The sequence below is a fragment of the Halomonas sp. M1 genome, from assembly GCF_029581375.1.
Classification (GTDB): domain Bacteria; phylum Pseudomonadota; class Gammaproteobacteria; order Pseudomonadales; family Halomonadaceae; genus Vreelandella.
The window spans coordinates 1,953,190-1,979,055 of record NZ_CP121119.1; the positions used below are offsets into that span (position 1 = coordinate 1,953,190).

Annotated in this window: 21 protein-coding genes; 12 read left to right on the forward strand and 9 right to left on the reverse strand. The window is 55.8% G+C overall.

Annotated elements, in window-relative coordinates; all coding sequences use genetic code 11:
- Window positions 1–65 precede the first annotated feature (65 nt).
- The 6 genes from P8S54_RS08920 to P8S54_RS08945 all read right to left on the reverse strand — a co-directional run bounded on the left by P8S54_RS08920 (window position 66) and on the right by P8S54_RS08945 (window position 6,769).
- Window positions 66–2,918, reverse strand: a complete 2,853-nt coding sequence (locus P8S54_RS08920) for a formate dehydrogenase subunit alpha (protein WP_281441440.1) — start codon at window positions 2,916–2,918, stop codon at window positions 66–68.
- Between the two features lie 25 nt (window positions 2,919–2,943).
- On the reverse strand, window positions 2,944–3,147 hold the full coding sequence (locus P8S54_RS08925; RefSeq protein WP_281441441.1) for a twin-arginine translocation signal domain-containing protein: 204 nt from the start codon (window positions 3,145–3,147) through the stop codon (window positions 2,944–2,946).
- Between the two features lie 30 nt (window positions 3,148–3,177).
- Window positions 3,178–3,792, reverse strand: coding sequence for a molecular chaperone TorD family protein (locus tag P8S54_RS08930; protein ID WP_281441442.1), 615 nt, complete (start codon window positions 3,790–3,792; stop codon window positions 3,178–3,180).
- A gap of 4 nt (window positions 3,793–3,796) precedes the next feature.
- Window positions 3,797–5,521: a 4Fe-4S dicluster domain-containing protein gene (locus P8S54_RS08935; protein ID WP_281441443.1), complete on the reverse strand. Its 1,725-nt coding sequence runs from the start codon at window positions 5,519–5,521 to the stop codon at window positions 3,797–3,799.
- 187 nt (window positions 5,522–5,708) lie between these two features.
- Complete coding sequence (locus P8S54_RS08940) at window positions 5,709–6,332, reverse strand: DUF3306 domain-containing protein (RefSeq protein ID WP_281441444.1); 624 nt, start codon at window positions 6,330–6,332, stop codon at window positions 5,709–5,711.
- A complete protein-coding gene (locus P8S54_RS08945) occupies window positions 6,329–6,769 on the reverse strand; it encodes a DUF3305 domain-containing protein (protein ID WP_281441445.1) in 441 nt (146 codons plus the stop codon). Before P8S54_RS08945 ends, P8S54_RS08940 begins: the two co-directional genes overlap by 4 nt.
- Before the next feature lie 172 nt (window positions 6,770–6,941).
- Between P8S54_RS08945 and P8S54_RS08950 the strand changes: the two genes are divergently transcribed.
- The 5 genes from P8S54_RS08950 to P8S54_RS08970 are packed head-to-tail and all read left to right on the forward strand — an operon-like array spanning window position 6,942 to window position 11,681.
- On the forward strand, window positions 6,942–7,799 hold the full coding sequence (locus P8S54_RS08950) for a formate dehydrogenase accessory sulfurtransferase FdhD (protein WP_281441446.1): 858 nt from the start codon (window positions 6,942–6,944) through the stop codon (window positions 7,797–7,799).
- Complete coding sequence (gene mobA / locus P8S54_RS08955) at window positions 7,796–8,416, forward strand: molybdenum cofactor guanylyltransferase MobA (RefSeq protein ID WP_281441447.1); 621 nt, start codon at window positions 7,796–7,798, stop codon at window positions 8,414–8,416. The genes P8S54_RS08950 and mobA overlap by 4 nt, the downstream gene beginning before the upstream one ends.
- Window positions 8,413–9,666 (forward strand): gephyrin-like molybdotransferase Glp, encoded by a 1,254-nt coding sequence (gene glp, locus P8S54_RS08960; RefSeq protein ID WP_281441448.1) that lies wholly within the window; start codon window positions 8,413–8,415, stop codon window positions 9,664–9,666. The genes mobA and glp overlap by 4 nt, the downstream gene beginning before the upstream one ends.
- The gene (moaA, locus tag P8S54_RS08965; RefSeq protein ID WP_281441449.1) at window positions 9,663–10,670 is read left to right on the forward strand and encodes a GTP 3',8-cyclase MoaA; all 1,008 of its coding nucleotides are present in this window, start codon (window positions 9,663–9,665) and stop codon (window positions 10,668–10,670) included. Before glp ends, moaA begins: the two co-directional genes overlap by 4 nt.
- Window positions 10,671–10,673: 3 nt before the next feature.
- Window positions 10,674–11,681: a GTP-binding protein gene (locus tag P8S54_RS08970; protein ID WP_281441450.1), complete on the forward strand. Its 1,008-nt coding sequence runs from the start codon at window positions 10,674–10,676 to the stop codon at window positions 11,679–11,681.
- Here P8S54_RS08970 and P8S54_RS08975 read toward each other — a convergent pair.
- Entirely contained in the window at window positions 11,649–14,642 is a 2,994-nt protein-coding gene (locus tag P8S54_RS08975) for an EAL domain-containing protein (RefSeq protein ID WP_281444084.1), read from the reverse strand. The genes P8S54_RS08970 and P8S54_RS08975 overlap by 33 nt on opposite strands.
- Window positions 14,643–14,935: 293 nt before the next feature.
- On the opposite strand from P8S54_RS08975, the gene P8S54_RS08980 reads away from it, so the two are divergent.
- On the forward strand, window positions 14,936–15,841 hold the full coding sequence (locus P8S54_RS08980; RefSeq protein ID WP_281441451.1) for a LysR family transcriptional regulator: 906 nt from the start codon (window positions 14,936–14,938) through the stop codon (window positions 15,839–15,841).
- Window positions 15,842–15,901: 60 nt separating this feature from the next.
- Here P8S54_RS08980 and P8S54_RS08985 read toward each other — a convergent pair whose 3' ends face one another.
- Window positions 15,902–17,419 (reverse strand): NCS1 family nucleobase:cation symporter-1, encoded by a 1,518-nt coding sequence (locus tag P8S54_RS08985; RefSeq protein WP_281441452.1) that lies wholly within the window; start codon window positions 17,417–17,419, stop codon window positions 15,902–15,904.
- Between the two features lie 625 nt (window positions 17,420–18,044).
- Here P8S54_RS08985 and P8S54_RS08990 point away from each other — a divergent pair.
- The 5 genes from P8S54_RS08990 to codA all read left to right on the forward strand — a co-directional run bounded on the left by P8S54_RS08990 (window position 18,045) and on the right by codA (window position 24,520).
- Entirely contained in the window at window positions 18,045–18,911 is an 867-nt protein-coding gene (locus P8S54_RS08990; RefSeq protein ID WP_281441453.1) for a nitrilase-related carbon-nitrogen hydrolase, read from the forward strand.
- 34 nt (window positions 18,912–18,945) lie between these two features.
- Window positions 18,946–20,385 carry a dihydropyrimidinase gene (gene hydA, locus P8S54_RS08995; RefSeq protein WP_281441454.1) on the forward strand — a complete coding sequence of 480 codons (1,440 nt, stop codon included), beginning with the start codon at window positions 18,946–18,948 and terminating at the stop codon, window positions 20,383–20,385.
- A gap of 39 nt (window positions 20,386–20,424) precedes the next feature.
- On the forward strand, window positions 20,425–21,804 hold the full coding sequence (locus tag P8S54_RS09000; RefSeq protein WP_281441455.1) for an NAD(P)-dependent oxidoreductase: 1,380 nt from the start codon (window positions 20,425–20,427) through the stop codon (window positions 21,802–21,804).
- Window positions 21,801–23,135: an NAD-dependent dihydropyrimidine dehydrogenase subunit PreA gene (gene preA, locus P8S54_RS09005; protein WP_281441456.1), complete on the forward strand. Its 1,335-nt coding sequence runs from the start codon at window positions 21,801–21,803 to the stop codon at window positions 23,133–23,135. Before P8S54_RS09000 ends, preA begins: the two co-directional genes overlap by 4 nt.
- A gap of 128 nt (window positions 23,136–23,263) precedes the next feature.
- Complete coding sequence (gene codA, locus P8S54_RS09010; protein WP_281441457.1) at window positions 23,264–24,520, forward strand: cytosine deaminase; 1,257 nt, start codon at window positions 23,264–23,266, stop codon at window positions 24,518–24,520.
- 27 nt (window positions 24,521–24,547) lie between these two features.
- Here codA and P8S54_RS09015 read toward each other — a convergent pair whose 3' ends face one another.
- Window positions 24,548–25,000, reverse strand: coding sequence for a GNAT family N-acetyltransferase (locus tag P8S54_RS09015; protein ID WP_281441458.1), 453 nt, complete (start codon window positions 24,998–25,000; stop codon window positions 24,548–24,550).
- Between the two features lie 111 nt (window positions 25,001–25,111).
- Between P8S54_RS09015 and P8S54_RS09020 the strand changes: the two genes are divergently transcribed.
- Window positions 25,112–25,717, forward strand: a complete 606-nt coding sequence (locus P8S54_RS09020) for a DNA-3-methyladenine glycosylase I (RefSeq protein WP_281441459.1) — start codon at window positions 25,112–25,114, stop codon at window positions 25,715–25,717.
- The last annotated feature ends 149 nt before the right edge of the window (window positions 25,718–25,866 follow it).

Sequence of the window (25,866 nt, forward strand, 5' to 3'; positions counted from 1 at the left end):
TCATGCCGGTGCGGGATGGCTCCCGCACCGCCGTGCTGTCAGGTCGGTCGGCCTTTTCTCAAGCCTCAGGCGCGCTCAATGCGGCAAATGGTGCACTTAGTCTCTTGCATTAGTGTCACCGGATCGTAGCCATAGGTGGTGGCGGTGTTCGCTGCTTCACCAATGATGTACGGATCAGAGCCGTCCGGGTAACGGTCACGCAGGCTTTCACCCTGGAACATGCCGCCGAAGTGGAACGGCATAAAGGCCACTTTGCGATCAACGCGGGGCGTTACCAGCGCTTTCACCTTGACCCGACCGCCTTCTGCACCTTCTACCCAAACATCATCGCCATCCCGTACGCCAATGTCGTTAGCATCGGCTGGGTTCATCTCGACGAACATCTCTTGTTGGAGCTCCGCTAGCCACGACATGGAGCGCGTCTCTTCACCACCGCCTTCGTACTCAACCAGCCGGCCTGAGGTCAGGATAATTGGGTAGTCGGCGCTGTTATCCCGATCCTGAATGGTTTTATACAGCGTAGGTAGACGCATAATGGAGTCGAAGTCGTCCCAGGTGGGGAAGCGTTCAACCAAGTCACGGCGCGTGGTGTAAAGCGGCTCGCGGTGTTTTGGCACTTCATCGGGGAAGGTCCACACCACAGCGCGCGCTTTGGCGTTGCCATAGGGGGCGCAGCCGTGCTCAATCGCTACCCGCTGGATACCGCCTGAGAAGTCGGTTTTCCAGTTTTTACCTTCAGCGGCCACTTTCTCAACGTCGGTCAGGTCATCCCACCAGCCTAAGTCTTTCAGCAACTGATCGTTAAACTCGGGGTAGCCATCGTCGATGTCTCCACCGACAGGAGCCGAACCTTCGGCCAGCAGGTTGACGCCGTTTCGCTCAATGCCAAAGCGGGCACGGAAGCCCATGCCGCCTTCCATGACCGGCACGCTGGTGTCATACAGGTTGGGTGAGCCAGGGTGACGAAACTCCGGCGTTCCCCAGCAGGGCCACGGCAAGCCATAGTAGTCACCGTCAGCGGGGCCGCCCTGGGCACGCAGGTTTTCAAAGCTGAAGGTATGCCAGTTTTTCTGGTGATCTTTAAGCCGCTCAGGGCTTTGTCCGGTGTAACCCACCGTCCACATGCCACGGTTAATTTCCCGCAGAATATCCTCGATCAGCGGCTCATTGCCGTTCATCTGATAGTTCTTAACCAATTCATTACCAAAGCCCAGCTTGCGGGCGAACAGGTACATGATTTCGTGGTCGGGCTTAGCCTCAAACAGCGGCTCAATCACTTTATCGCGCCACTGGATGGAGCGGTTGGTGGCGGTTACGCTACCGGTAGTCTCGAACTGGGTAGCCGCAGGCAGCAAGTAAACACCGTCGCTGCGGTCGTGCATAACGGCGGCAACGGTGGGATAAGGGTCAACGATGACCATCATCTCAAGCTTCTGCATCGCCTTTTGCATTTCAACGCCGCGGGTTTGCGAGTTAACCGCGTGCCCCCAGTAGAACATTGCTTTTAGCGCGGTACGCTGGGAGATGTTTTCATCCTCTTCCAGCACGCCGTCCACCCAGCGGGATACCGTAATACCGCTGGTATACATGGGTTTGCCGTCGGCATATTCGGTGTCATCAAAGCGCTCTTTCAGCCACTCATAGTCAACGTCCCATACGGTTGACCAGTGCTCCCAGGCGCCTTCAGCCAAGCCGTAGTAGCCGGGCAGGGAGTCGCTGCCCAAGCCAAGGTCGGTAGCCCCTTGCACGTTGTCATGGCCGCGCAGAATGTTGGCACCGCCACCCGATTTACCAATGTTGCCCAGCGCCAGCTCTAAGATGCAGTACGCACGGGTATTGTTGTTCCCGGTGGTGTGCTGAGTACCGCCCATACACCACACTACGCAGCCTGGGCGGTTGTCCGAAAGGCGTTTGGCCACATCAAACATGTCCGCTTCCGGCACGCCGGTAACTTCTTCTACAACGCTCGGGGTAAACTGGGCCACTTCAGCACGGACATCGTCCATGCCATAAACGCGCTGGCTTATATATTCGCTATCTTCCCAGCCGTTCTCAAAAATGTGCCACAGCAAGCCCCAAATATACGCCACGTCCGAACCAGGACGAATACGTACAAATTTATTGGCTTTCGCCGCCGTGCGGGTAAAGCGCGGGTCGGCAACGATGATGTCGCAGTTATTGCGCTCTTTGGCAATCAAGATGTGCTGCATTGCCACCGGGTGGGCTTCACTCGGGTTAGAGCCAATAAACAGGATGGATTTGCTTTTTTGCATATCGTTGAGCGAGTTGGTCATCGCCCCGTAACCCCAGGTGTTCGCCACACCCGCCACCGTGGTGGAGTGACAGATACGCGCCTGATGGTCGGTATTGTTGGTGCCCCACATGGAGGCCAGCTTGCGCATTAAATACGCCTGCTCGTTATTGAACTTGGCCGAGCCTAGCCAGTAAACGCTGTCCGGGCCGTGCTCATCGCGCAGCTCAAGCAGCTTGTCACCAATTTCGTTGACCGCATCGTCCCAACTCATGCGCTGCCACTCACCTGACACCAGCTTCATCGGGTATTTCAGACGGCGGGTGGAGTGGCCGTGCTGGCGCAGCGAAGCACCCTTGGCACAGTGGGCACCACGGTTAATGGGGTGGTCAAAGGCAGGTTCTTGCTTTGTCCAAATACCTTCCTGTACCTCAGCATAAACGCCACAGCCTACAGAGCAGTGAGTGCAGATAGTGCGCTTAGTCTCTACGGGGGAGTCCAGCACCGGGGTTTTCTGGGCCGACTCGGCACGCTGCATCATCGGCGCGCCCATAAAGCCTACGGCCGCCACGCCACCGGTCGCGACACCCGTGCGCTGCAAAAACTGACGGCGGGAAATTCCAAGACCTGAGGCCTTGGGGGCTGTTGTTTTGCGTGTTAGACGCATGGCAATTCTCCTGGCGTTTTAGCCGTCAGTCGCGCAGCGACGCGTAGTAAGCACGAACATGGTCAGTCTCACGGTAATTAACTGACGCTTTTTCGCTCTCAACCGGCTTGTTGTTATCAGCTTGAGCCAAGGTTACATGGCCCACAGCAGCGGCCGCGCCCGCGGCAGCGGTTCCTAATCCTACGGTCCTGATAAACCGGCGGCGCTCAGAGTTATGTGACGTTTGCATGGGGGGTCTCCTCTTTCATGCCCTTTCTTTTTATGGCTCAACAATACGAACCGGCTGATAGGCCGCTTGATCACTCAAGCTAGCCTGTTCGCTTTCCATAAAAGCGCCACCCAACTGCCCAAGCGCTGCATAGAAAGCGGTGTCTACCTTGGCAAGGTCAGCAAAACAGCTACCGGCCCAGGGCTTAATATGTTGCTGAAAAAAGTAGCCTTGCTCTTGGCTTTGCGAGGCCACCAGCATTGCCATGACTTCGCATACTGCGGCTAGGTGATCTTCTGGCTCGTGGACCGACTCGCGACGTTCAAAGCCTAATGCGCGCAGGTCGTGGCGCAGCGCCACCAACGCCGCTTCCATTAACTCGCCGTTTAAGTACCAGGAGCCATAAGGGACTATTTCGCCCTGAATGACGCCCACCAAATGGCGAAAATAAGCACGCTGTAACGCCTCAGGCGTAGTGTCACGGGCAGTGCTTGATAGCGCCGCCCAGCACTCTGCTAGTCGGCTGCCATCCTGCTCAATCTCAAGCGCTGCCAACCATTGCAGCAGCTCTGCGTCTGGCGCTTGGCGCAATAAGCTGGCTAGTAGCTGATAAATATCAGATCTAAGTGCCTCTGAATCACTCAGCGTGGGCATCGCATCGCTCATGGCTTTACACCTTTAATTGCGCGTCAGGGTCGCGGATCATGGTTTTCCAAACGTCCTTCACCCGGCAGTCTTCACACATTTCTAAACGTGTCATCGCCTCACCAGCAAAGTAAGGGTGGTGGGCGAGTTTTTGTTTAATCGCCGCCACGGTACTGGCCGTTGCAAAGGCTTTGCCACAGCTAATGCACTCAAACGGCGCTTCTTCGTGGCAAACATGCCGCACGTGCCGCTCAGGAGCGGCTAAAAATCCAGGCAACAGGCTAATGGCGTCTTCAGGGCAGGCCTTTTCACATAAGCCGCACTGCACACAATCCGCTTCGCGGAAGCTAAGCGAAGGCGTATCGCCACCGGCACTCAACGCAGGGGTTGGGCAGTTGCTAACACAGGCGTAGCAGAGCGTACAGGCGACACTATCTACTTCGATAGCACCATAAGCAGCACCGCTTGGCATCGGGTGGCGTTCGCCACTGGGTGTCCCAAGCGTGGCTAAGTGTTCCAGCACACGATTTAACCGCTGGCGCTTATCTGGTTCAGGCAAGGCCAGTGCAGCATCGGTTAGCGGCGTTAAGACGGGGAGCGCATCGCGGGCGTCGCTATCGCTTGGCTCAATGAGCTGGATACGCGCGGCATCATGACCCAGCGCTTCAAGCAGGCTACGGGCCTGAGTAAGCTGATCGGTTAAAAAAGCGCTTAAGCGTGGAGGCATTGCTTCGTGCAGATGGATGCGCACTTCAGCGGCACCACTGGCCAGCGCGGTGAGCCACTGGTCGTGACCCGCAGCGCCAAGCTCTTCAAGAGGCGCATCCAATATGAAGCCCGGCGTGACGACGCCCGTTTGGCGTTCAGCGTCGAGGGAGTCTTGGGTGATAAAGCGCACTACCGGCACTTGCCCACCGGCCTCGCGATAGGCGGCCAGCCATGTCGACAAGGTGTCCTGCTGCCGGCGGGTTTCTGGCAAGCGAAACTCAATGGCGCCGGTGGGGCAGGCGCTGGTACAGCTACCAACGCCCTGGCAAAGAAAGGGGTCAATTTCAATGCGCGACTCGATCCGCCCTTTATAGCTGGAAATGGCGTCTGCGGGGCAAACATCCAGGCAGCGCGTACAGCCGATATTACCGCTGGAGGAGTGGGCGCACAGGTCACTATTGACCTGAAAGTAACGTGGTTTATCAAACTCGCCGATTAGCTCAGCAACACCGTCTAGCACTTCACCAGGGTTGCTGGCCGTTGCCCAATCAAGCGCCACGTAGCCAGGCGGCGGCAACTCCCAGGGAGGCGTGTTAATCGAACACTCGGCCCCGGTCATGTCCAACACCACGTCAAAGTCACTTCGCTCAATCAGCGCTTGGGCTAGGTTAAGTACGTCACCTTCAACGGGACGAAGCTCAACGTGAAAAGCCCCTAAGTGGCCCGAAACGTGGAGCTGCTGCAACTGCTCAGTGGAGAAGCGGCGCTCTATTAAAGGCTCGCTGCCGCCGGAAAGCGCGCTCTGCTGCTCAGGCTCATCCATCATCAGCAGAGTCAGCGAAGCAAGACCGCGACCTTGTAAAAGGCGGGCGGCCGAGTACGCGGTATGAGCGCTGCCAATCAACAGCACATGGCCACGACTATGGTAGGTCACATTAGCCGGCGTTAAATTGGCCGGCCACGAGATGCGCTGACGCACCGCCTCACGGGCGGCGACATTGCGCTGGTCGTCTAACGACGCCAGTTGGATACGTTGATTCATGCATGCTCACGGTCAGGAAGTCATTTTTTGTTATAATGAAATGTCATTTTTTAGTTTCAGACGCTTATCTTAACGCTTTCTATTCCTTGAGCGTATGGGCCTATGGTCTTTTTTGCCACTCTCTTAGCGACTGAAGTGTCAACGCTAAGCCATCTGCATACTCATAACCCATTGTATAAAAATAATTTTATTGTTTTTCGCGTGTTGTTCCTGATAGGGCACTTACTCTATCAGACTGGTCGTCTAGACCACCATTTTGCGCTAAATGCTCCTCATCTTCACGGGCATTCAACGCAGCTGAACGCTCTTCCACACCCGTTTTTTCTTCCTCTGTGATCGTTTCATCTACGACGTTTTCATTAGTAGCAACGTGCTCTTCTGCTTTATTAGCCCAACGCCGCAATTTACTCGCTAGCTCACTTGCCATGGGCTTGAGTTGCTGACGGTAGTCGGCATCGTAGTCGTCTAAGCCATCGCGCACGTTGTAGTTACCCGTAGCCCATAGCCGTTTGAGCGCTCGACGACGTAGCGCAGCGCTAACGCCAGAAGCCATAAACACGCTGAAGTCACTGCCTGGGGGCAACGCATCAGGGTCAGGTAGCGTATGGTCCAAGCTTCCCGGTGCGGGCGTCTCATCAACCGCTTGCTGTGTTGACAACTCGCTGGGCGCAGCCTGCTCTTCTGCGCCATCGTTTATCGGTGCGCTCTCCCGGGGCCGTTCTTCCACTGTTGCTGATGCCGCGCTTTCCAGCGGTTGCTCATCAACTTCTTCACCGCGCTTTTTGCGCGACCAGCGCTCTAATCGGCTCACTGCGGCTGCTCCTTGGTGGGCATTTCTTTTGCTCGCCCGGCCCCTTTACGTTTTTTCTTACGCATTTCCAGTGGCGCCTCGCCATGGCGGGCAAGGTAATTTTCAATCCATACCTGAATCGCCATGGGCATTGGCGCTTCTAGCACCTGCTGCTCGCCATCCAGCCAGCCGGCCGCCACATCCTGGCTCGCGGTGATGGCATCCGGCTTGGGCGTTTGACCACTAAATCCTGCCCGAACGAATAGCCGAGGAGAAGCCGACGTTAGATTAAAGCGGTAGGCAGCGCGCTCAGTCATCGAGAGCTGAAGCGCTAGCACACACTCGCCCTGATCTCCGGGCGCTAGGCTAGCAATGCGCCACTGTGTCAGGGTAAATCCCTTCACCTGTTTAGGCTCAGCGACCAAGGTAATACTCAATGCGCGTAAATTATCCGTCATAGCGGGAGACCTCTTAGCTAATTACCTTAGACTTAGAATGGGTAGACAAGTAAGCCCCCCGAGCGCCATCATCGTCAACTCAGAGTGTTTTACTCAACTATTATTGTTTTTAGGTACTGTTTTTCAGGTATTGCTTTTCAGGCGCTTGATTAAGTACCAGCGAGGATTGCGGATGCCCGCCCTTCAATTAAGCCGAGCCCGGTTACCAGCGACCACCACTATCAACGTCATGGATGCCTATGGCGAAACACGCCAGCAGGCGATTGCCGCCGAGCGCGCCTTGACGGTTTACCTCAATAAACGCGAAATCGTTACGCTCATGACCTTGGGAGACGACCCAGAAGCCCTAGTGGTGGGCTATTTGCGTAACCAGGGGCTGCTGCGCTCGGCCGAGGACTTAACCGCCGTTCAAGTGGAGTGGGAAGTGGAAGCGGCCGTTGTGGTTACACGCCACCTGCCGGAAGATTTAGAGGCGCGCTTAAGTACGCGCACGGTGACCACCGGCTGCGGTCAAGGAACGGTGTTTGGCAACTTGCTCGCCCAAACCTCATTAACCGCGCTGCCTGAAACACTGCTTACGCAGTCAACGCTCTACCAGCTACTGAGCAATCTTAACGCTTACAACGAGACGTACCGCAGTGCAGGCGCGGTGCACGGCTGTGCGCTATGCCGCCAAACCGAGGTGCTTGATTTTGTTGAGGATGTTGGCAGGCATAATGCCGTAGACACCTTGGCAGGCCGCCAGTGGCTTAAGCAAGCGGAGAGTGCTAACGCCGACATTTTTTACACCACGGGCCGCCTGACTTCCGAGATGGTGCTAAAAGTGGCGCAGATGGGCATTAGCGTGCTGGTCTCGCGCTCCGGCGTCACCCAAAAAGGCGTGGAGCTGGCCGAGCGCTTCGGCGTGATGCTGATTGGCCGCGCTAAGGGCAAAAACTTTCAGGCGATCAATGCTAATGGCCGTTTAACCCTTGACGCTATCCCCGACAAACCCCCGACTGCGCGTACATCAAAGGAGGCGGGCATATGATCGCAACACACGACATAACCGGCATGATTTTGGCCGGCGGTGAAGGTCGCCGGATGGGTGGCCGCGACAAAGGTCTTGAACCCTTCGCCGGGCTGCCGCTGGTGGCCCATGTTGCAAAGCGCTTGGAAGGCCGCGTGGCTGAGCTGCTGATTAATGCCAACCGCAATAGTGACGGCTACGCGCCATTCGCTAACCGGGTGATAAAAGATGCAGAGGGCGGCTTTAAAGGGCCGTTGATGGGCATTTACAGCGGGCTACGGGCGGCTAAAACGCCCTGGCTTCTGGTCGCCCCCTGCGACTCCCCTGCTCTACCCAACGACCTCGTGCCGCGCATGCTTGCGGGCATTATGACGGAAAGCGGCGAGCAGGATATCGCCGTCGCCTTTGACGGTGAGCGCCTTCACCCGGTTGTCGTCCTCTTGCGCACCTCGCTAGCCGACGACCTTGCCGACGCCCTTGCCCAGGGCGAGCGCAAAATCGACCGCTGGTTCGCCCGCCACGCGTGGTGCAAGGTGGATATGTCCGACTGTCCCGAGGCGTTTGCCAACTTAAATACTGAGGAAGAAAAACATCGCTTGGAGCTAGCGCTAGCGACTGCCACCCAGGAGAGACCATGAGTCTGTCGTGCTTTGAGCTAGGCGAACAGATGCTCCCCGTTGACACCGCGCGGGAAGCGCTTATGACACTGGTTGAGCGCCCAGTGGGGAGTGAGCACATCGCGCTCAGTCAGGCCTATGGCAGGCGACTCGCTGTCGATATCACCGCCCCAATTAATGTGCCGCAAAACACCAATGCTGCCATGGACGGGGTAGCGCTTGCTTGGCCCGAAACAACGCCTTGCCAGACCCACTGGCCCATTGCAGGCGACGCCTTTGCGGGGCACATGTTTGCAGGCCAAGTGCCTGCAGGCCAGTGCGTGCGCATTACTACCGGCGCCCCGCTACCCGCAGGCGCTGATACCGTCGTTATGCGGGAGCAGCTAGTAGAGCACCCTGATTACGTGGTGATTGATGCGCCTGAGCGGGTGTTACGCGGCCAGCACGTTCGCCAAGCAGGGGAAGATATCGCTGCAGGCGAGGTTGCCCTGGCTGCGGGTACTCGCCTTGATGCCGCTTGTTTGGGGCTGGTTGCCTCGCTGGGTTATGCCAACGTTGCGGTCTTTAAACGCCCCAAGGTAGCAATTTTCTCCACCGGTAATGAAGTGACGCCCCCTGGCGAGGCGCTACCCAGCGCCGCTATTTACGATACCAACCGATTTGCCTTGATGGGCCTACTCGCCGAACAAGGCGCCGAGGTCGTCGACCTAGGAATTCTGCCCGATGATCAAACCGTCATTCAGCATGCGCTGGCAGACGCTGCCGAAAACAGCGATTTAGTAATTACCAGCGGCGGCGTTTCCGTCGGCCATGCCGACTTCACTCGCCAAGCGTTAGAGCAGCTTGGGCAGTTAGCTTTCTGGCGGGTGGCGCTGCGCCCAGGACGGCCTATGGCCTGCGGCAGGCTTGGCCAATCGCACACGCCGTTTATTGGCTTGCCCGGCAACCCGGTAGCGGTCATGGTAACCTTTAGCCAGTTTGTGGTCCCGCTGCTGCAACGCCTGCAAGGGCAAATGCCTTCACCACCTGCGCGCTTAACGGCCATTGCGGAAACGCCGCTAAAAAGCCGCTTGAAGCGCACCGATTTTTTACGGGGCGTGTATCGCTGCGACTCGCAAGGCGTACTTCACGTGCGCACGACCGGCGCTCAGGGGTCGGGTATTTTGACCTCGATGGTAGCGGCCAACTGCCTGATTGAGCTGGGCGATGATCAGGCAGGTGCTCAGCCCGGCGAAACGGTATCCATTCAACCACTAACGGGGTGGCAATGACCGATCCACAGATTGCCAAACAACTGATTGACGACTTTGGCCGCCGTGTCAGCTACGTGCGGATTTCTGTCACTGATCGCTGCGACTTCCGCTGCGTGTACTGCATGAGCGAGGAGATGGTGTTTCTGCCTCGTGCGCAAGTGCTCACCTTGGAAGAACTGGCGATGGTAGCCCGCGCCTTTACCGAGTTAGGCGTTGAGAAAATCCGCCTCACCGGCGGCGAGCCGCTGGTACGAAAAGGCATTGAGCAGTTAGTGGATGAAATAGGCACGCTGCCAGGGCTTAACGACTTCACCATGACCACCAACGGCGCCAGCCTACGCAAACACGCCAAACAGCTCTACGCGGGTGGGCTGCGTAGACTGAACATCAGCCTGGACTCCCTCGACCCGGAACGCTTTAAGCAGCTCACCCGCACCGGTGATTTAGCCAAGGTGATTGACGGCATCCATGCCGCCAAAGAGGCTGGTTTCCAGCGCATTAAGCTCAACGCGGTGATTTTGAAAGGGCGTAACGACGATGAAGTGCTCGACCTCGTTGCCTTTGCCCGCCAGGAAGGGCTCGATATTAGTTTTATCGAAGAGATGCCGTTAGGCGACGTTTCTGACCACTCCCGGGCAGAGACCTTCTACTCCAGCGACGATGTACAGGCACTGATTGAAACGCGCTACCCGCTAATCCCCACCACAGAAACGACGCCCGGCCCGTCGCGCTACTTTAAAATGGCCGATAGCGAAAGTCGTGTGGGGTTTATCTCGCCCCATAGCCACAATTTTTGCGACACCTGCAACCGTGTTCGCGTCACCGTTGAAGGGCGCCTGCTGCTCTGCCTGGGCAACGAGCACTCGGTAGATCTACGCGCTGTACTGCGCCGCTATCCAGGGGATATGCAGGCACTGAAAACGGCTATTATCAATGCGCTGCCGCTGAAGCCTGAACGCCATCATTTCACCACCGATGGCGACGTTCAGGTGGTACGTTTTATGAACATGACGGGGGGCTAGGGCGTGGCAGCTTTAAAAAAAGTACCGGTGCATATCATCACCGGCTTTTTAGGCAGCGGAAAAACCACGCTTATCCACAGCCTGCTTGAACAAAAGCCTGTGGATGAAACGTGGGCGATTCTGGTCAACGAGTTTGGTCAAATTGGCATTGATCAAGCGATGTTTGACCACCGCGAGGATGTGGTAGTGAAAGGCCTGCCCGGCGGTTGCCTGTGCTGCCAGCTGTCGTTTGTGCTCCAGGCAGCGCTGGTGAACCTACTGGCGCGCAGCAAACCTGACCGCGTGATTATCGAGCCCTCGGGGCTGGGACATCCCGCGGGCCTACTTGACCTACTGCGAGGCGAGGCGTTTCAAGACGTCGTGGATGTCCACGACATTATCGCCACGCTCGACCCTCGCCGCCTGGATGAAGCACGCGTGTGCGCCCACGAAACGTTTCAAGACCAGTTGGCCATGGCCGACGCGGTAGTCATTACCATGCGGGAACAGTCAGCCCCAGAGCAGCTTGAAAATGCACAGCAGTTCGCCAACGCGCTTTGGCCAACGCGCAAATGGATTCACCACGCTAACGCCGGACAACTGCCTATTTCCCGATTACTTAACAGCGGTAAAGCCACCTCGACGCGTGCTGACGTGCCCGTGGCCCATCAACAGCCCGCCACCCCTCCTAGCCTAGAAGGCGGTTTTTTTGACTTTCCACCTCCGCCTGGCAAACCCCAGCAAGAAACCGCTAGCGCCCTTGGCTACACCAGCACCGGTGTGCGCTGGCACCCGAGTGAGCGCTTTGACCTCGACCGCTTAGCGGTGTGGTTGGGCGAACTCCCCGCTTCAGCACGGGTAAAAGGGGTGTTTCATACCGACAGCGGTTGGAAGCGCCTTAATCGCGCCGACGGTACACTCAGTGTAGAGAGCAGCGCCTGGCGTCAGGATTCGCGCCTGGAAGTAATTGTTCCCGACGCGCTAGCGACCCGCCTTCAGCTACCCCTTATGCTGGCTGACCCATTGAGTTAACGCAGACAACGCCATCGGCGGTGCAAACAGATACCCCTGGTAACAGTAGCAGCCGTGCTCGGCCAGCCAGCGCTGCTGTTCGCCGGTTTCTACGCCTTCAGCAATCACGTCAAGCCCTAAGCTCTTGGCAAGCGCAATGGTACTCTCCACGATCGCCGCATTGGCAGGGCTTTGCAGAATTTCACGCACAAAGCTCTGGTCAATTTTCAGCTGATCCAGTGGCAGTTTTGCCAAGTACGCAAGCGATGAGTAGCCGGTGCCAAAATCATCCAGAGAGAAGCGTACGCCGAGTGCTTTTAATGCCTCCATTTTAGCCCGGGCATCATCGCGGGCTTCTACAAACAGACTTTCAGTCACTTCAAGTTTCAGCTTTTCCAGCGGCGCGCCAGTGCGTTGCAAAATAGCTTGGGTGCGGGCGAGAAAATCTGGCTCACGGAACTGCAGCGGGCTCACATTCACAGCCATTTCCAAGTGTGCGTACTGCGGCTGCTGCGCCCATTCGGCCAGCTGGCAGCACGCCTCTTCCAGCACCCAGTCGCCTACTTCGTTAATTAACCGCGTGCTCTCAAGTAGTGAAATAAACACCCCGGGCGACACCATGCCGCGCTCAGGGTGCTGCCAACGTAGCAGCGCTTCTACCCCCGTTGGCACTCCGTCGCGGTCGACTTGGGGCTGATAGTGCAACCGCCACTGCTGATTGGCCAAGGCATGGCGAAGGTCTGCCTCAAGCCGCGCACGCTGCACCAACTCTGACTGCATGGCGGGGTCGAAGAAGCTCAGCGTATCGCGCCCGGCTTCTTTGGCCTGGAATAGCGCCATATCCGCTTGCTGAAGATAGTCATCGACGCTTGGCGCACTGCCATCCACCACCGTAATACCAATACTTCCGGTGACCATCACGGTCTCATCGCGCAGCAGCACCGGGCGGCGAATAGCGACCAGTAACTTTTGGGCAATCGCTTCCGCCAACAGCGCCGTCTGCTCAGCGTCTTCGTTGAGCGTATCAATCACCACTGCAAACTCATCGCCCCCTAAGCGCGCCAGGGTATCTGTTTCCCGTAGTACCGCCTGCAGCTGCGTGGCCATTTGCTGAAGCAGCTGGTCTCCGGCGTAGTGGCCTAGGGTGTCGTTGACCTGCTTGAAGTTATCTAAATCAATAAATAGCAGCGCGCCGTGATGCGGGTTCCGCGGACGAGTCTTCATCGCAGCATCCAAGCGTTCCATAAACAAACGGCGATTCGCAAGCCCGGTTAACGGGTCGTAAAACGCTAGCTTGTGGATCTCTTTTTCCGCCGCTTTACGCTCGGTAATATCGCTAAGCGTCGCGACATAATGTGTCAGTACACCGTCATTATCTTTAACCGCACTGATGGTGAGCCACTCAGGAAATACTTCGCCATTTTTACGCCGGTTCCAAACCTCACCTTCCCAGCTGCCTGATTTAGCGACATTACCCCACAGCGTGCGGTAAAAATCAGCATCGTGACGGCCCGAGCTAAACATGCGCGGGTTTTCCCCCAACACATCGCTCTCTTGGTAGCCTGTAATGCGCGTAAAGGTTCGGTTAACTTTTAAAATGCACCCCTGGGCATCGGTAATCAGCATACCCAGATGTGTTTGAAACGCAGTCGCAGCAATGCGTAGCTGCACATCATCCATCTTGGCCTGGGTAATATCCCTTACCAGTGCCAGCACCCCATCAAAACCACCGCTAGCATCACTTAACGGGCTGACAGTGGCAGCGAAATATCTCACTTCGTCCTCAAATGTCAGCGAATACTCAAGCTCCTCAGCATACCGGTGACGCCGTACGCGATAAAAGACGCTGGAAAATGCCTTCGCCACCTCCTCAGGCAACACATCACTGTAGTGTTTTCCGGTAATGTCATGAACATTCTTAAGCAGCCGGTGCTGATGAATCGCGTGAACGTAGCTCACGCACCCCTGGCTATCAAACACAAAGATCATATCCTGGATGGAGTAGACCAGCGCCTGTAGCCGCGCTTCTCGCTGCTGCGCCTCTGCCCGTGCCAGTTCTCGCTCCTGCATACGCTGATAAAGCTGCATTTCAAGCTGTAGGCGGTTGAGATAGTGGCGTAAGCCCCAGCCCCCCAGCAGGCCAATCAACACCAAAATGGCACTGAGTATCCATAGCCGCTGCCACCAGCCCGCCAGCACCTGACGCATGCTCTCACCTACCACCACGGCAAACGGCAATCCCTCAACGCGGTGCAGCCAGAACAAGCGATCATCGCCTTCCAGCGGCGAGACGATGCGCATGCTTTCGCTAGGCATAGCGCTGTTTAAAAACTGGGTAATACGCGCGTGATCAATAGGCGTCCCCAGCGCAGTCTGATCATCTAACCCTGGACGGCGCGCCACTAATTGTCCCTGGGTATCAATGATGGCGATGCTCTCACCCGCTCCCATGCTTAAGCGCTGCAGAGCACTGTCCAAGACGCGGGGAGCAATTTGCACAACCGCCAACCCGCTGAAGTGTCCCTCTAAGCCTCGCAGTCGCCGCACGTGGGAAATGTGGTAGTCGCGTGAAAAGGCTGACCAATAGAGAGGGGTTACCAGCTGTTCAAGCTGCGGCGTTTGTTGAAACGTCTGGAAAAACGCCGTGCCACGGGTATCAAAGCCGGGAGGATGACTCAAGTTAGAACTGACCAGTAGCTGCCCATGCTCATCGATGATGCTTATCTCTTCGACCATCGGCAGGCTATCGCGGCGCTTTTGAAGCAGCGACTCAAAATGGCGGTGTTCCGTAGAAAAAGGGGTCATGGGAGGCTCAAGCAACTGAGAGACATCCATTAACACCTGATCGCTCAGAGCAAACGTGGTGCTTACCCACTCCCCTACCAGCTCCGCACGGGTCGCACTGCGATCTCGGGAGGCGTTGACCTCTTGATGGTATTGATCACTTAATACCCACGTAAACAGCACCAGCAGCCCCACCATGGCCGCATAATAAAGCGCAATGCTCCCCCAGCGCTGACGCCGGTATAAAGGAAAAGCGTTGGAAGACAAAGACGATGACGGCGGCAAACTCTGCGGCATGGTGCCTTAAAATCCTTATAATTATGTTAACAACGGGAATGCAGGCCCTCTTTTGCACAGGGACAATACCCCACTGAATAACGTTAAGCGTACAGCTCTATCTACGATTAAATTGGATATAGGCTTAGTTTACAATGTAATAGAGCCATTAAAGAGCTAATTTTGCTAGGTTTCTTCAAGGATATAAAAGCACCATGCCCACTCTAGGCCAAATGAGCGACTATGAAATACGCTTGGTGCGTATTTTTAAAACCGTGGTGGAGTGCGGCGGCTTTACCTCGGCCGAAACTGCCCTGGGGATTAGCCGCTCAGCCATTAGCCAGCACATGAACGACCTAGAAGGCCGTTTAGGCTTTTCACTCTGCCAGCGCGGGCGCGGAGGGTTCAGCTTAACCGAAGAGGGCAAAGAGATTTATCAGGCAGGCCTGACGCTTCTGACGGCGCTGGAGACGTTTAAAAGCGACGTTAACTCCCTGCACCACAGCATCAAAGGCGAGCTGAATATCGGCATTACCGACAACTTAGTAACGCTGCCCGACATGCACGTTACCCATGCACTGGCGGAGCTGACCGCCCCCCATCACAGCGTTACGGTTAATATTCACATGGAGCCTTCGGATGCGGTCATCCGCGGAGTAATGGACGGCCACTTACAGGTTGGCGTGGTGCCTGCGGTGAACCTGCCCACCAGCTTGGAAACTCGCCTACTTTATGATGAGCCCTCCTACCTTTACTGCTCAGCCGATCATCCGCTTTATGAACAGCCTGACGACGCCATAAGCGCTGCAGAGATTGCCCATGCGCCAGCCATCACCCCTCGCTACCCACTGCCCAGCGATGCGCGTATAGCCCACGACACGCTTAACCCACAGGCGTCGGCCTCCGACCGCGAAGGCGCTGCCTTTTTGATTCTCACCGGACGCTTTATCGGCTTTTTACCGGAACACGTTGCCGCCCAATGGGTTGCAGCGGGCAAAATGCGCACGCTCCATGCAGCCACCCAACACTATCTTACGCCCTTTGTGTTAATCACCCGCCGCGACCGCCGTCCCAACCGAGTGGTTAATGCATTTTTAAGCTTTCTCAAACAGCCAGACTAAACCGACAACGCCCAGCCAAAGGCCGAGCGCTGTCTTTGCTGATCAAGCGTTAGTAACGTCTTATGGCTGTTTTACCGCTTCACTTGCGTCTAGCGGCGTAGGGCCCACCTGAGATGAGGTGGCTAACGCTTGGCTTGCAACATAATAAACAATCGCGCCCAACGCTGAGCCAGTAAACCAGCCGTAGTCATAGAACCAGTTCATGGTGCCGGTTAATAGTGAAAGCAACGTCAGCGCCACAGGCACACCGAAAGCGATAAATCCCGCTACATTCACCGCAGGATACGCATGGTTATCCATATAGAGGCTGGGCACGTCTAGACGCTGCTTTTTAATCAGAAAATAATCAACTGCCATAATACCCGCTATCGGCCCCAGAAGACTGGAGTAGCCCAGCAGCCAGTTAGAGTACATTTGCTCCAACGACACCCCCTGGGTAATCACCCCGGCCTTTTGCAACAGGTCATAGCCCATAAGCACCACACCAACCGCCCCGGTCATCAACACACCGCGGGTCTGATTGATAAATTTAGGCGCTATGTTCTGGAAGTCATTCGTCGGTGAAACAATATTGGAGGCTGTATTCGTGGAAATGGTGGCGATGATGATAAATAACATGGCTAACACCACCCAGAAGGGGCTGTCGATATAGCCGATCAGGCGCACGGGGTCAGCAACAGTTTGACCCACTAGCGTCTCAGATGCAGCGGTGAGCACAACACCCAAAGAGGCAAAAAAGAACATGGTCAGCGGCAAGCCCATCACTTGCCCTACAATTTGGTCTTTTTGGCTTTTCGCGAAACGGCTGAAGTCGGGAATATTCAGCGACAACGTGGCCCAAAAACCTACCATAGCGGTTAAGCCAGCAAAGAAGTAACCATAAACCGACGCACCTTCAGGGCGCGATGGCGGCTGAGCCAGCAGCTCTGTCATCGACATATGCGGCCATGCCCACATCATAAGCCCAATCCCCACCGCCAACAGTAACGGTGCGGCCAGTGTTTCCAGCCATTTGATCGATTCAGCGCCACGAATCACCACATACAGATTCATCGCCCCAAAGACAAAAAAGCCGATCACTTCACCAATGCCACCCAAGGCTGCCCAGGCAGGAATTAACGCAGAGAGCAGCAGGTGAATAGCGAGACCGCCAAACATGGTTTGGATACCAAACCAGCCACAGCCTACTAACGCCCGTACTAAACACGGCACGTTAGAGCCTAAAATACCAAACGATGAGCGCAGTACGACGGGAAAGGGAATGCCAAATTTCGTGCCAGGAAAAGCGTTTAAGGTAAGAGGAATCAACACGATGATATTGGCCAAGAGAATGGCAAATAGCGCCTCTCCCACGCTTAAGCCAAAATAGGCGGTTAGCACACCGCCTAACGTATAGGTCGGCACACAGATCGACATACCTACCCACAGCGCACCAATATTCCATTTGCTCCAGGTTCTTTCAGCCGCCTTTGTGGGGGCAATATCCTCGTTAAAGCGTGGGCTATCGCGTACGTCTTTACCTACATCAAGTTCAATTAATCCCTCTCTATCCACCATTTGGGAGGTTGAGCCAGTCATTTTATTCTCCTCAGCAGCGCTGTTGCCCGTTACATTCACGGTATCAGTCTTATGCAGAGCAATAAGCGTGCCTAAAACAACGACAATGCCATTAACTTATTGATCAAGAAGCTGACTTATCCGACAGACATACAGAACCTGTTAGCGTGATTGTTATTATTCGCCTTGTGGCTTTACAAACCACTAATCAGCGTAGTTCTTCCATAAAAAATCGCACCAAAAAGATGCTGTTAAAATTAAAAAAATCCGCCAAAAATTTATTAACCTCTTATTTTTTATGAATTTAAAAAACACACCATTAACGTGCATGCTTTCACCAATTTAGTAAAAAAAGTCATAATCGCTATAAAAAATTTAACAAATCAAAGAGTTAAATAAAACTCAAAAAAATCTTGAAAACACACCACATAACAGTCTATGTTCAAAAAGCTGTCAAATATGACAACTTTAGGAAATAACAATAATCGCTAGCCTCTCACGCTATATAAAAAAGCGAAGGGCAGCGCCACTGCACGCCACGCAGCCATCGTACTTGGTAGGAGTTAAACACTAACTCTCCACTTAACCGGTAACGAACCCATGCGCCCGCATGCGGTTGGCGCGTATGAAAAGAGAGGGCTGTAATATGCAGAAAATGAAAATTGGCTTAATTCAAATGAGCCTTAAAACCACTACTGACCTAGACCCTGCCGCAATTCGCGATGCCATGAACGAAGCGCACCTGCCAATGATTGAGCAGGCCGCCGAACAAGGCGTGCAGGTACTCTGTTTTCAAGAAGTATTTAACCAACCCTATTTTTGCCCAAGCCAGGATGAAAAGTGGTACGCCGCCGCTGAGCGAGTGCCAGAAGGCCCCACTTGCCAGATGATGCAGAAGCTGGCCGCCAAGCACCGCATGGTGATCATCGTTCCTATCTATGAAGAGACCGAGACCGGCGTTTACTACAACACCGCCGCTGTGTTCGATGCCGACGGCAGTTACCTAGGCAAATACCACAAAACCCATATTCCCCAAGTGGCCGGTTTTTGGGAGAAATACTTTTTCAAACCGGGTCAATCCAACTGGCCGGTGTTCGATACTGCTTACGGCAAAATTGGCGTTTATATCTGCTATGACCGCCACTTCCCCGAGGGCTGGCGAGCACTGGCACTCAACGGTGCTGAAGTGATTTTCAACCCATCCGCCACCGTAGCGGGGCTTTCCCAATACCTGTGGGAACTTGAGCAGCCCGCTTCCGCCGCCGCCAATGGCTGCTTTATTGCCGCTATTAACCGCGTGGGTACTGAGGCCCCATGGAACATCGGCGACTTTTACGGCTCCAGCTACATCGTTAACCCCCGCGGCAAAATCGAAGCCCAGGCCAGCGAAACCGAAGACGAACTGCTGGTACACGAGATCGATTTGGACATGGTGCGTGAGGTGCGCAACAACTGGCAGTTCTTCCGTGACCGCCGCCCCGAGACCTACACCCGCCTGACCGACGGCGAATAAGCCCTGTTACATAGATTTTTTTAAGGAGCAAACCATGAGCTTATTAATCAAGGGCGGCACCGTCGTCACCCACGCCGATACCTACCGCGCCGACGTGCTGTGTGTCGATGGTAAAATCCACGCCATTGGTACCGATTTAGACGTGCCTGAAGGCTGCGAAATCGTTGATGCCAGCGACCAGCTGGTGATGCCCGGCGGCATTGACCCCCACACCCATATGCAGATGCCGTTTATGGGCGCCGTCGCCAGCGAAGACTTCTACACCGGCACCGCTGCAGCCATGGCGGGCGGCACCACCACTATTATCGATTTCGTGATTCCCAGCCCCGGTCAGTCCCTACTCGAAGCCTTTGAAACCTGGCAGGGCTGGGCAGAAAAAGCCGCCACCGATTTCGCCTTTCACGTAGCGATTACCTGGTGGGACGAGAGCGTTAAAGAGGAGATGGGCACCTTAGTGCGCGAGCACGGGGTTAACAGCTTCAAGCACTTTATGGCCTACAAGGGCGCGATCATGGCCACCGACGACATTCTGGTGGAGAGCTTTTCGCGCTGCCTGGAGCTGGGAGCCATCCCCACGGTGCACGCGGAAAACGGCGAGCTGGTCTACCACATGCAGCAGAAGCTGCTGGCTCAAGGCATTACCGGGCCAGAAGCCCACCCACTTTCCCGCCCACCTCAGGTGGAAGGCGAAGCCGCCAGCCGGGCCATTCGCATTGCCAGCACCTTAGGCGCGCCGGTCTACTTGGTGCACGTTTCTACTAAAGACGCCGTAGATGAAATCGCCTACGCCCGCCAGCAGGGCCACCCGGTGTTTGGCGAGTGCTTAGCAGGTCACTTGGTAATTGACGACAGCGTGTACCAGCACCCGGACTGGGCCACCGCCGCCGCCCACGTGATGAGCCCGCCCTTCCGCCCCAAAGGCCATCAAGAAGCGCTCTGGCATGGCCTGCAATCCGGCAATTTGCAAACCACCGCCACCGACCACTGCTGCTTCTGCGAAGAGCAGAAAGCCGCCGGTAAAGATGACTTTACCAAGATTCCCAACGGCACCGCCGGGGTGGAAGATCGTCTCGCCGTGCTGTGGGATGAAGGCGTCAATACCGGCAAGCTCTCGCCCCAGGAGTTTGTCGCCGTGACCTCCACCAATACCGCCAAAATTTTTAATCTCTACCCGCGCAAAGGCGCGATTCAGGTCGGCTCCGATGCCGACATTGTGGTCTGGGACCCGAACGGTACGCGGACGATTTCTGCCAAAACCCACCACCAGAACGTCGACTTCAATATCTTTGAGGGCAAAACGGTGCGCGGCATCGCCCGCCACACCATCAGCCAAGGCAAGTGGACATGGCGCGACGGCGAGCTACACGCCGAGCGGGGTGCAGGCCGCTACTTAGCGCGCCCCGCCTACCCCGGCGTCTTCGAGCTACTGGCCAAACGCGCTGAGCTAAATGCGCCCGTTGCGGTAACGCGCTAAAGCCCTGCCCCTGAAAGAACAGAGCAATGGAGAAAAACCGTGACCCATTCACTTGATCATTTACCCAGCGCAAAAGAGGTCGGCACCTACGACCCAGCGACGCTGAAGCATAACTTTAGCGACCTGCACCCACCGCTGACGCCGCGCCAAGCCATCATCGAAAGCCAGCGCTGCCTTTACTGCTATGACGCGCCCTGTGTGGAGGCATGCCCGTCGGAAATCGACATTCCCAGTTTTATCCGCCAAATCAGTGAAAGCAACATCAACGGCGCGGCTGAAACCATTCTGGAGGCCAACATTCTGGGCGGCAGCTGTGCCCGCGTGTGCCCCACCGAAATCCTCTGCGAACGCAGCTGTGTGCGTAACCATGATGCTGAGTGTCAGCCGGTGCTCATCGGTTTATTACAGCGCCACGCCACCGACAATATGCAGTTTGAGGGCCACCCGTTCAAACGCGCCGCTACCACTGGCCGCCATATTGCTGTGGTGGGGGCGGGTCCTGCCGGGCTTTCCTGCGCCCATCGCCTCGCCATGTTAGGCCACCAAGTAACGATATTTGAGGCCGAGCAGAAGCCTGGTGGTCTCAACGAGTACGGTATTGCCCGCTACAAAATGACCGACGACTTCGCCCGCAAGGAAGTCGAGTTTTTGCTCGAAATCGGTGGCATCGACATCCAGTACGGCCAGCGTCTGGGCGATAACCTGACCCTCGACACCCTGCACCAGCAGTATGACAGCGTTTTCCTGGGCCTGGGGCTTGGTGCCAGCCGAGCGTTAGGGCTCACTGGGGAAGATGCTCCTGGCCTGATGCCTGCGGTGGATTACATCAAAACCCTGCGCCAAGCCGATGACTTGGGCACTCTTGCGGTCGCTAAGCGCTGCATCGTGATTGGCGCTGGTAACACCGCGATTGATATGGCCACTCAAATGGCCCGCTTAGGCGCCAGCGAAGTAACCCTCGTGTACCGCCGTGGCGTAGACGCGATGTCCGCTACCGATCACGAACAAGAGATCGCTAAGGCCAACGGCGTGCGCATGGTCACCTGGGCGCAGCCCGATGAGATACTGCTGAATGAGCAAGAGCAAGTGGCAGGCATGCGTTTTGCCAACACTTCTGAGCAAGCAGGACGCTTAGCACCCACGGGCGAGACGTTTGAAATTGCTGCTGATGCGATTTTCAAAGCCATTGGCCAAGGCTTTGACGCGACGAGCCTGCGTGATGCCACGGCCAGCGAGCTGGCCCGCGACGGCGAGCGCATCCACGTCAATGAGATGTTCCAAACCTCAATGCCCAACGTTTACGCCGGGGGCGACTGCGTTCAACCCGGCCAAGACCTGACCGTACAGGCCGTGCAGCACGGCAAGCTGGCCGCCCACGCCATTCATCAAGCACTTACCGCCAAGCAGGAGGCCGCATGAGCACCTTACCGTTTACCCCACCTGGCAAGAAAAATAGCGGCGACAGCGTGGTTAATGGCGTTGATCTATCGGTTAACTTTGCGGGCATTAAAGCCCCCAACCCGTTCTGGCTGGCCTCGGCCCCGCCAACGGATAAAGCCTATAACGTGGTACGCGCCTATGAAGCGGGCTGGGGCGGCGTGGTATGGAAAACCCTCGGCGAAGAGCCGCCGGCGGTGAACGTTTCCTCACGTTATTCGGCCCATTATGGCAAAAACCGCGAGGTCATCGGCTTTAACAATATCGAGCTGATTACCGACCGTTCACTGGAGATCAATCTTCAAGAGATCACCCAAGTGAAAAAGGATTGGCCCGACCGCGCGCTGATCGTCTCCATCATGGTGCCCTGCAATGAGGAGGCCTGGGCGTACATTTTACCGCTAGTGGAAGCTACCGGTGCCGACGGTATCGAGCTTAACCTCGGCTGCCCCCACGGCATGCCGGAACGCGGCATGGGCGCGGCAGTGGGCCAAAACCCGGACCTGATCGAAAAAGTCACCTACTGGTGTAAGAAGCACTACTCCAAGCCGGTGATTGTGAAACTCACCCCCAATATTACCGATATTCGTGTAGGTGCCCAGGCGGCGCTACGTGGCGGCGCGGATGCAGTCTCGCTGATCAACACCATTAACTCCATCACCAGCATTGACTTGGACAACATGGTCGCCATGCCCACCGTGGGTCACCAGAGCACCCACGGCGGCTACTGCGGCAGCGCGGTTAAGCCCATTGCGATGAATATGGTGGCAGAAATCGCCCGCGACCCCGCCACCGCAACGCTGCCAATTTCCGGCATCGGCGGCATTTCCACCTGGCGCGATGCGGCGGAGTTTATCTCCCTCGGCTCAGGCAGCGTGCAGGTGTGCACGGCGGCGATGCTGAACGGTTTCAGGATTGTGGAAGAGATGAAGGACGGTCTTTCCCGCTGGATGGCGGAGAAAGGCTACGACTCCATTGATGCGTTCTCACGTAAAGCGATACCGCAAACCACCGACTGGAAACATCTGGACATCAACTTCAAGACCATCGCCAAGATCGACCAGGATCTATGTATCGAGTGCGGCCGCTGCTATATCGCCTGCGAGGATACCTCCCATCAGTCGATTGCCAAACTCACCGAGCAGGACGGCGCACGCCGTTACGAGGTAATCGAAGATGAGTGTGTAGGCTGTAACCTGTGCCAAATCACCTGCCCAGTAGAAAACTGCATCACCATGGTGCCTCAAGAGACCGGCAAGCCCTTCCTCGCCTGGGACAACGACCCGCGCAACCCTTTCCGCGTCGCCTCTTAATCGCCCTGTTAGCTGATCAACCACCGCCCTCATCTCACGAGGGCGGTCAACGCTGTGCTGCTACGCTTAAAGCACGCTACGCTAAGCAATACGTCTTTTTAACAGCTATGCACTAAGTGAGCATTCACATGCAGATCATTAACGCCCGCCTTCGCCAGCGCCCTGAACTTTATCGGCTTGAGATTGAGAACGGTACGTTCAGCGCCATTACCGTACAAGATTCGCCACTGAAGGCAGACGATAGGCAGATTGATGCGGGTGGCAAGCTGGTTTGCGCCCCCTTTATCGAGCCGCATATCCACCTGGATGCTGCACTCACCGCAGGCGAGCCACACTGGAACCAGAGCGGCACGCTATTTGAAGGTATTGAGCGCTGGGGCGAACGTAAGCCTATGTTGACCGAAGCGGATATTCGCGAGCGGACACTTAAAACGCTCAACCTGCTGATTAGCAACGGCGTGCAGTTTGTGCGCACCCACGCCGATACTAGCGACCCGAGCCTGATCGGGCTTAAAACCCTATGCGACTTGCGCGATGAATTGAAAGATAAAATCGACATACAAGTCGTCGCTTTCCCACAAGATGGCCTGCTCTCTTACCCTGGCGGCGAAAAGCTGATGGAAGAGGCATTGGAGTTCGGCGCTGACGTGGTAGGCGGTATTCCTCACTTCGAATATACCCGGGAGCTGGGCGTCGCCTCCATGAAGCGAGTGATCGAATTGGCGATTAAGTACGACCGCTTGGTGGATGTGCACTGTGATGAAATTGACGACCCTAGCTCACGCTTTCTAGAAGTGCTGGCCTGCGAAGCACTGTTTAACGACTTAGGCAGCCGCGTGACCGCCAGTCACACCACCGCCATGCACTCCTACGACAACGCCTACTGCTCCAAGCTGTTTCTGCTGCTCAAACGCTCGGGCATCAACTTTGTCTCCTGCCCTACCGAAAGCATTCACCTGCAGGGGCGCTTTGACACCTACCCGAAACGGCGCGGCGTGACGCGCGTAAAAGAGCTCAACGCAGCGGGCATTAACGTCTGCTTTGCCGAAGACTCCATTTTTGACCCCTGGTACTCCTTGGGTAACGGTAAGCTGCTACGCACGCTGGATTTTGGCCTGCACATCTGCCAAATGATGGGCTATCAGGACTTCAGCCAAGCGCTTTCATTGATTACCGATAACAGCGCCCGCACGCTCAATATCGAAGCGCGTTACGGCATTGAGGTCGGCAAACCCGCCAGCTTCAACCTGCTAGAGGGCGAGGATGATTACAGCGTGCTGCGCACCCAGGGCGAGGTGCTGCTTTCCGTGCGCCATGGCGAGATCATCATGCAGCGCGAGCCAGCCAAAATCACCACGCCCCAGTGGCTTGGCTCATGCCAATAAACACCCGCTCAAGGCGCTTCTAGGCGATCATGCGTTAACGTCCAGCAGATAGCCGTAGAACGCCGTGTTGCGCTGCCAGCCCAGCGATTCATAAAGGTGTTGTGCACGCTCGTTCTCTACCTGGGTCATTAATATCAAGCGTGCCACGCCATGCTCACGGGCAAGCTGAGTGGCGGCTTCCATTAACGCCCTACCGGTGCCTTTATCACGACATTCTGGAAGCACAAACAGATCGTTTAACGTCCAGCGTGCGTTTAAGCCCACGGTGGAAACACCGGGATACAGCTGCACAAAGCCGGTGAGCGCCCCTTCACTATTTTCGCTCACTAAAATACGTGAATCTGCCTGTCCGAAACGCTGGCGTAGAAAGGCACGCGCAGCATCAATATCACTGGGCTGCTGATAAAACTGGCGATAGCCATCTAATAGTGAGGTTAAAGCATCAAGATCGTTAATAGTGGCTGAACGAATGGTGTTCATAGCGGAGTCTCCTTAAAAACATTCCTCATAGGGCCGGCTTTGCTTGCCTCTTGAGTAAACAACGTATCGACGATGGAATACAGTGTAGACAACACATTCTGAGACTCTGCCATGCCTGATTTTATCGCCCCCGACGGTTACCCCCGCTGCCACTGGTGCGGCGGGGCACCCGCGTTGCTGCCTTACCATGACAGCGAATGGGGCTTTCCCGTCGCTGATGACCAGCAGCTATTCGAAAAGCTCTGCTTGGAGAGTTTCCAATCGGGATTGAGCTGGCGCACCATTCTTAATAAACGCGAAAACTTCCGCCGTGCTTTTCACCACTTCGACTTCCACCAAGTCGCCCGCTTTGATGAAGACGACGTACAGCGCCTGCTGCAAAACGCTGGCATTATCCGCCACCGCGGTAAAGTTGAAGCGGCAATCAATAATGCCCAGCGGGCGATAGAAATGGTCGCACAGGAAGGGTCACTTGCCGCGTTCTTCTGGCGTTTTGAACCAGACGCCGATGCACTCGCCACACCGCAAACCCAGACCACCTCGCCTGAATCCATCGCGCTTGCCAGCGCGTTAAAAAAGCGCGGTTGGAAGTTCGTTGGCCCGACCACCGTTTTTGCTTTTATGCAGGCCATAGGGCTACTTAATGATCACTCGCTAACCTGCATAACACGCGAGCGGGCTGAACAGGCGCGCCAGCAATTTCAGCGGCCAGTGTAAAAAAACAGCGGCAAGACACTATACTTCTTGCACCCGTTGCAAACGACCGCGCCATAAACAGATAGCCTGCCTGCGTGTTCGTCGGATGCTTTCTTGTAGTAAGGTATGATTTTTACACGCTTATCTATAAACCAAACAGTAAGGGGACA

Bases quoted from the DNA above. Each gene is read 5' to 3' on its own strand.
- P8S54_RS08920 (WP_281441440.1), bottom strand. From the start codon at position 2,918: ATGCGTCTAACACGCAAAACAACAGCCCCCAAGGCCTCAGGTCTTGGA.
- hydA (WP_281441454.1), top strand. From the start codon at position 18,946: ATGAGCTTATTAATCAAGGGCGGCACCGTCGTCACCCACGCCGATACC.
- P8S54_RS08985 (WP_281441452.1), bottom strand. From the start codon at position 17,419: ATGACTGGCTCAACCTCCCAAATGGTGGATAGAGAGGGATTAATTGAA.
- P8S54_RS09015 (WP_281441458.1), bottom strand. From the start codon at position 25,000: ATGAACACCATTCGTTCAGCCACTATTAACGATCTTGATGCTTTAACC.
- P8S54_RS08980 (WP_281441451.1), top strand. From the start codon at position 14,936: ATGCCCACTCTAGGCCAAATGAGCGACTATGAAATACGCTTGGTGCGT.
- preA (WP_281441456.1), top strand. From the start codon at position 21,801: ATGAGCACCTTACCGTTTACCCCACCTGGCAAGAAAAATAGCGGCGAC.
- glp (WP_281441448.1), top strand. From the start codon at position 8,413: ATGAGTCTGTCGTGCTTTGAGCTAGGCGAACAGATGCTCCCCGTTGAC.
- P8S54_RS08990 (WP_281441453.1), top strand. From the start codon at position 18,045: ATGCAGAAAATGAAAATTGGCTTAATTCAAATGAGCCTTAAAACCACT.
- P8S54_RS08935 (WP_281441443.1), bottom strand. From the start codon at position 5,521: ATGAATCAACGTATCCAACTGGCGTCGTTAGACGACCAGCGCAATGTC.
- P8S54_RS09020 (WP_281441459.1), top strand. From the start codon at position 25,112: ATGCCTGATTTTATCGCCCCCGACGGTTACCCCCGCTGCCACTGGTGC.
- codA (WP_281441457.1), top strand. From the start codon at position 23,264: ATGCAGATCATTAACGCCCGCCTTCGCCAGCGCCCTGAACTTTATCGG.
- P8S54_RS08975 (WP_281444084.1), bottom strand. From the start codon at position 14,642: ATGGTGGGGCTGCTGGTGCTGTTTACGTGGGTATTAAGTGATCAATAC.
- P8S54_RS08945 (WP_281441445.1), bottom strand. From the start codon at position 6,769: ATGACGGATAATTTACGCGCATTGAGTATTACCTTGGTCGCTGAGCCT.
- P8S54_RS08950 (WP_281441446.1), top strand. From the start codon at position 6,942: ATGCCCGCCCTTCAATTAAGCCGAGCCCGGTTACCAGCGACCACCACT.
- P8S54_RS08925 (WP_281441441.1), bottom strand. From the start codon at position 3,147: ATGCAAACGTCACATAACTCTGAGCGCCGCCGGTTTATCAGGACCGTA.
- moaA (WP_281441449.1), top strand. From the start codon at position 9,663: ATGACCGATCCACAGATTGCCAAACAACTGATTGACGACTTTGGCCGC.
- P8S54_RS08930 (WP_281441442.1), bottom strand. From the start codon at position 3,792: ATGAGCGATGCGATGCCCACGCTGAGTGATTCAGAGGCACTTAGATCT.
- mobA (WP_281441447.1), top strand. From the start codon at position 7,796: ATGATCGCAACACACGACATAACCGGCATGATTTTGGCCGGCGGTGAA.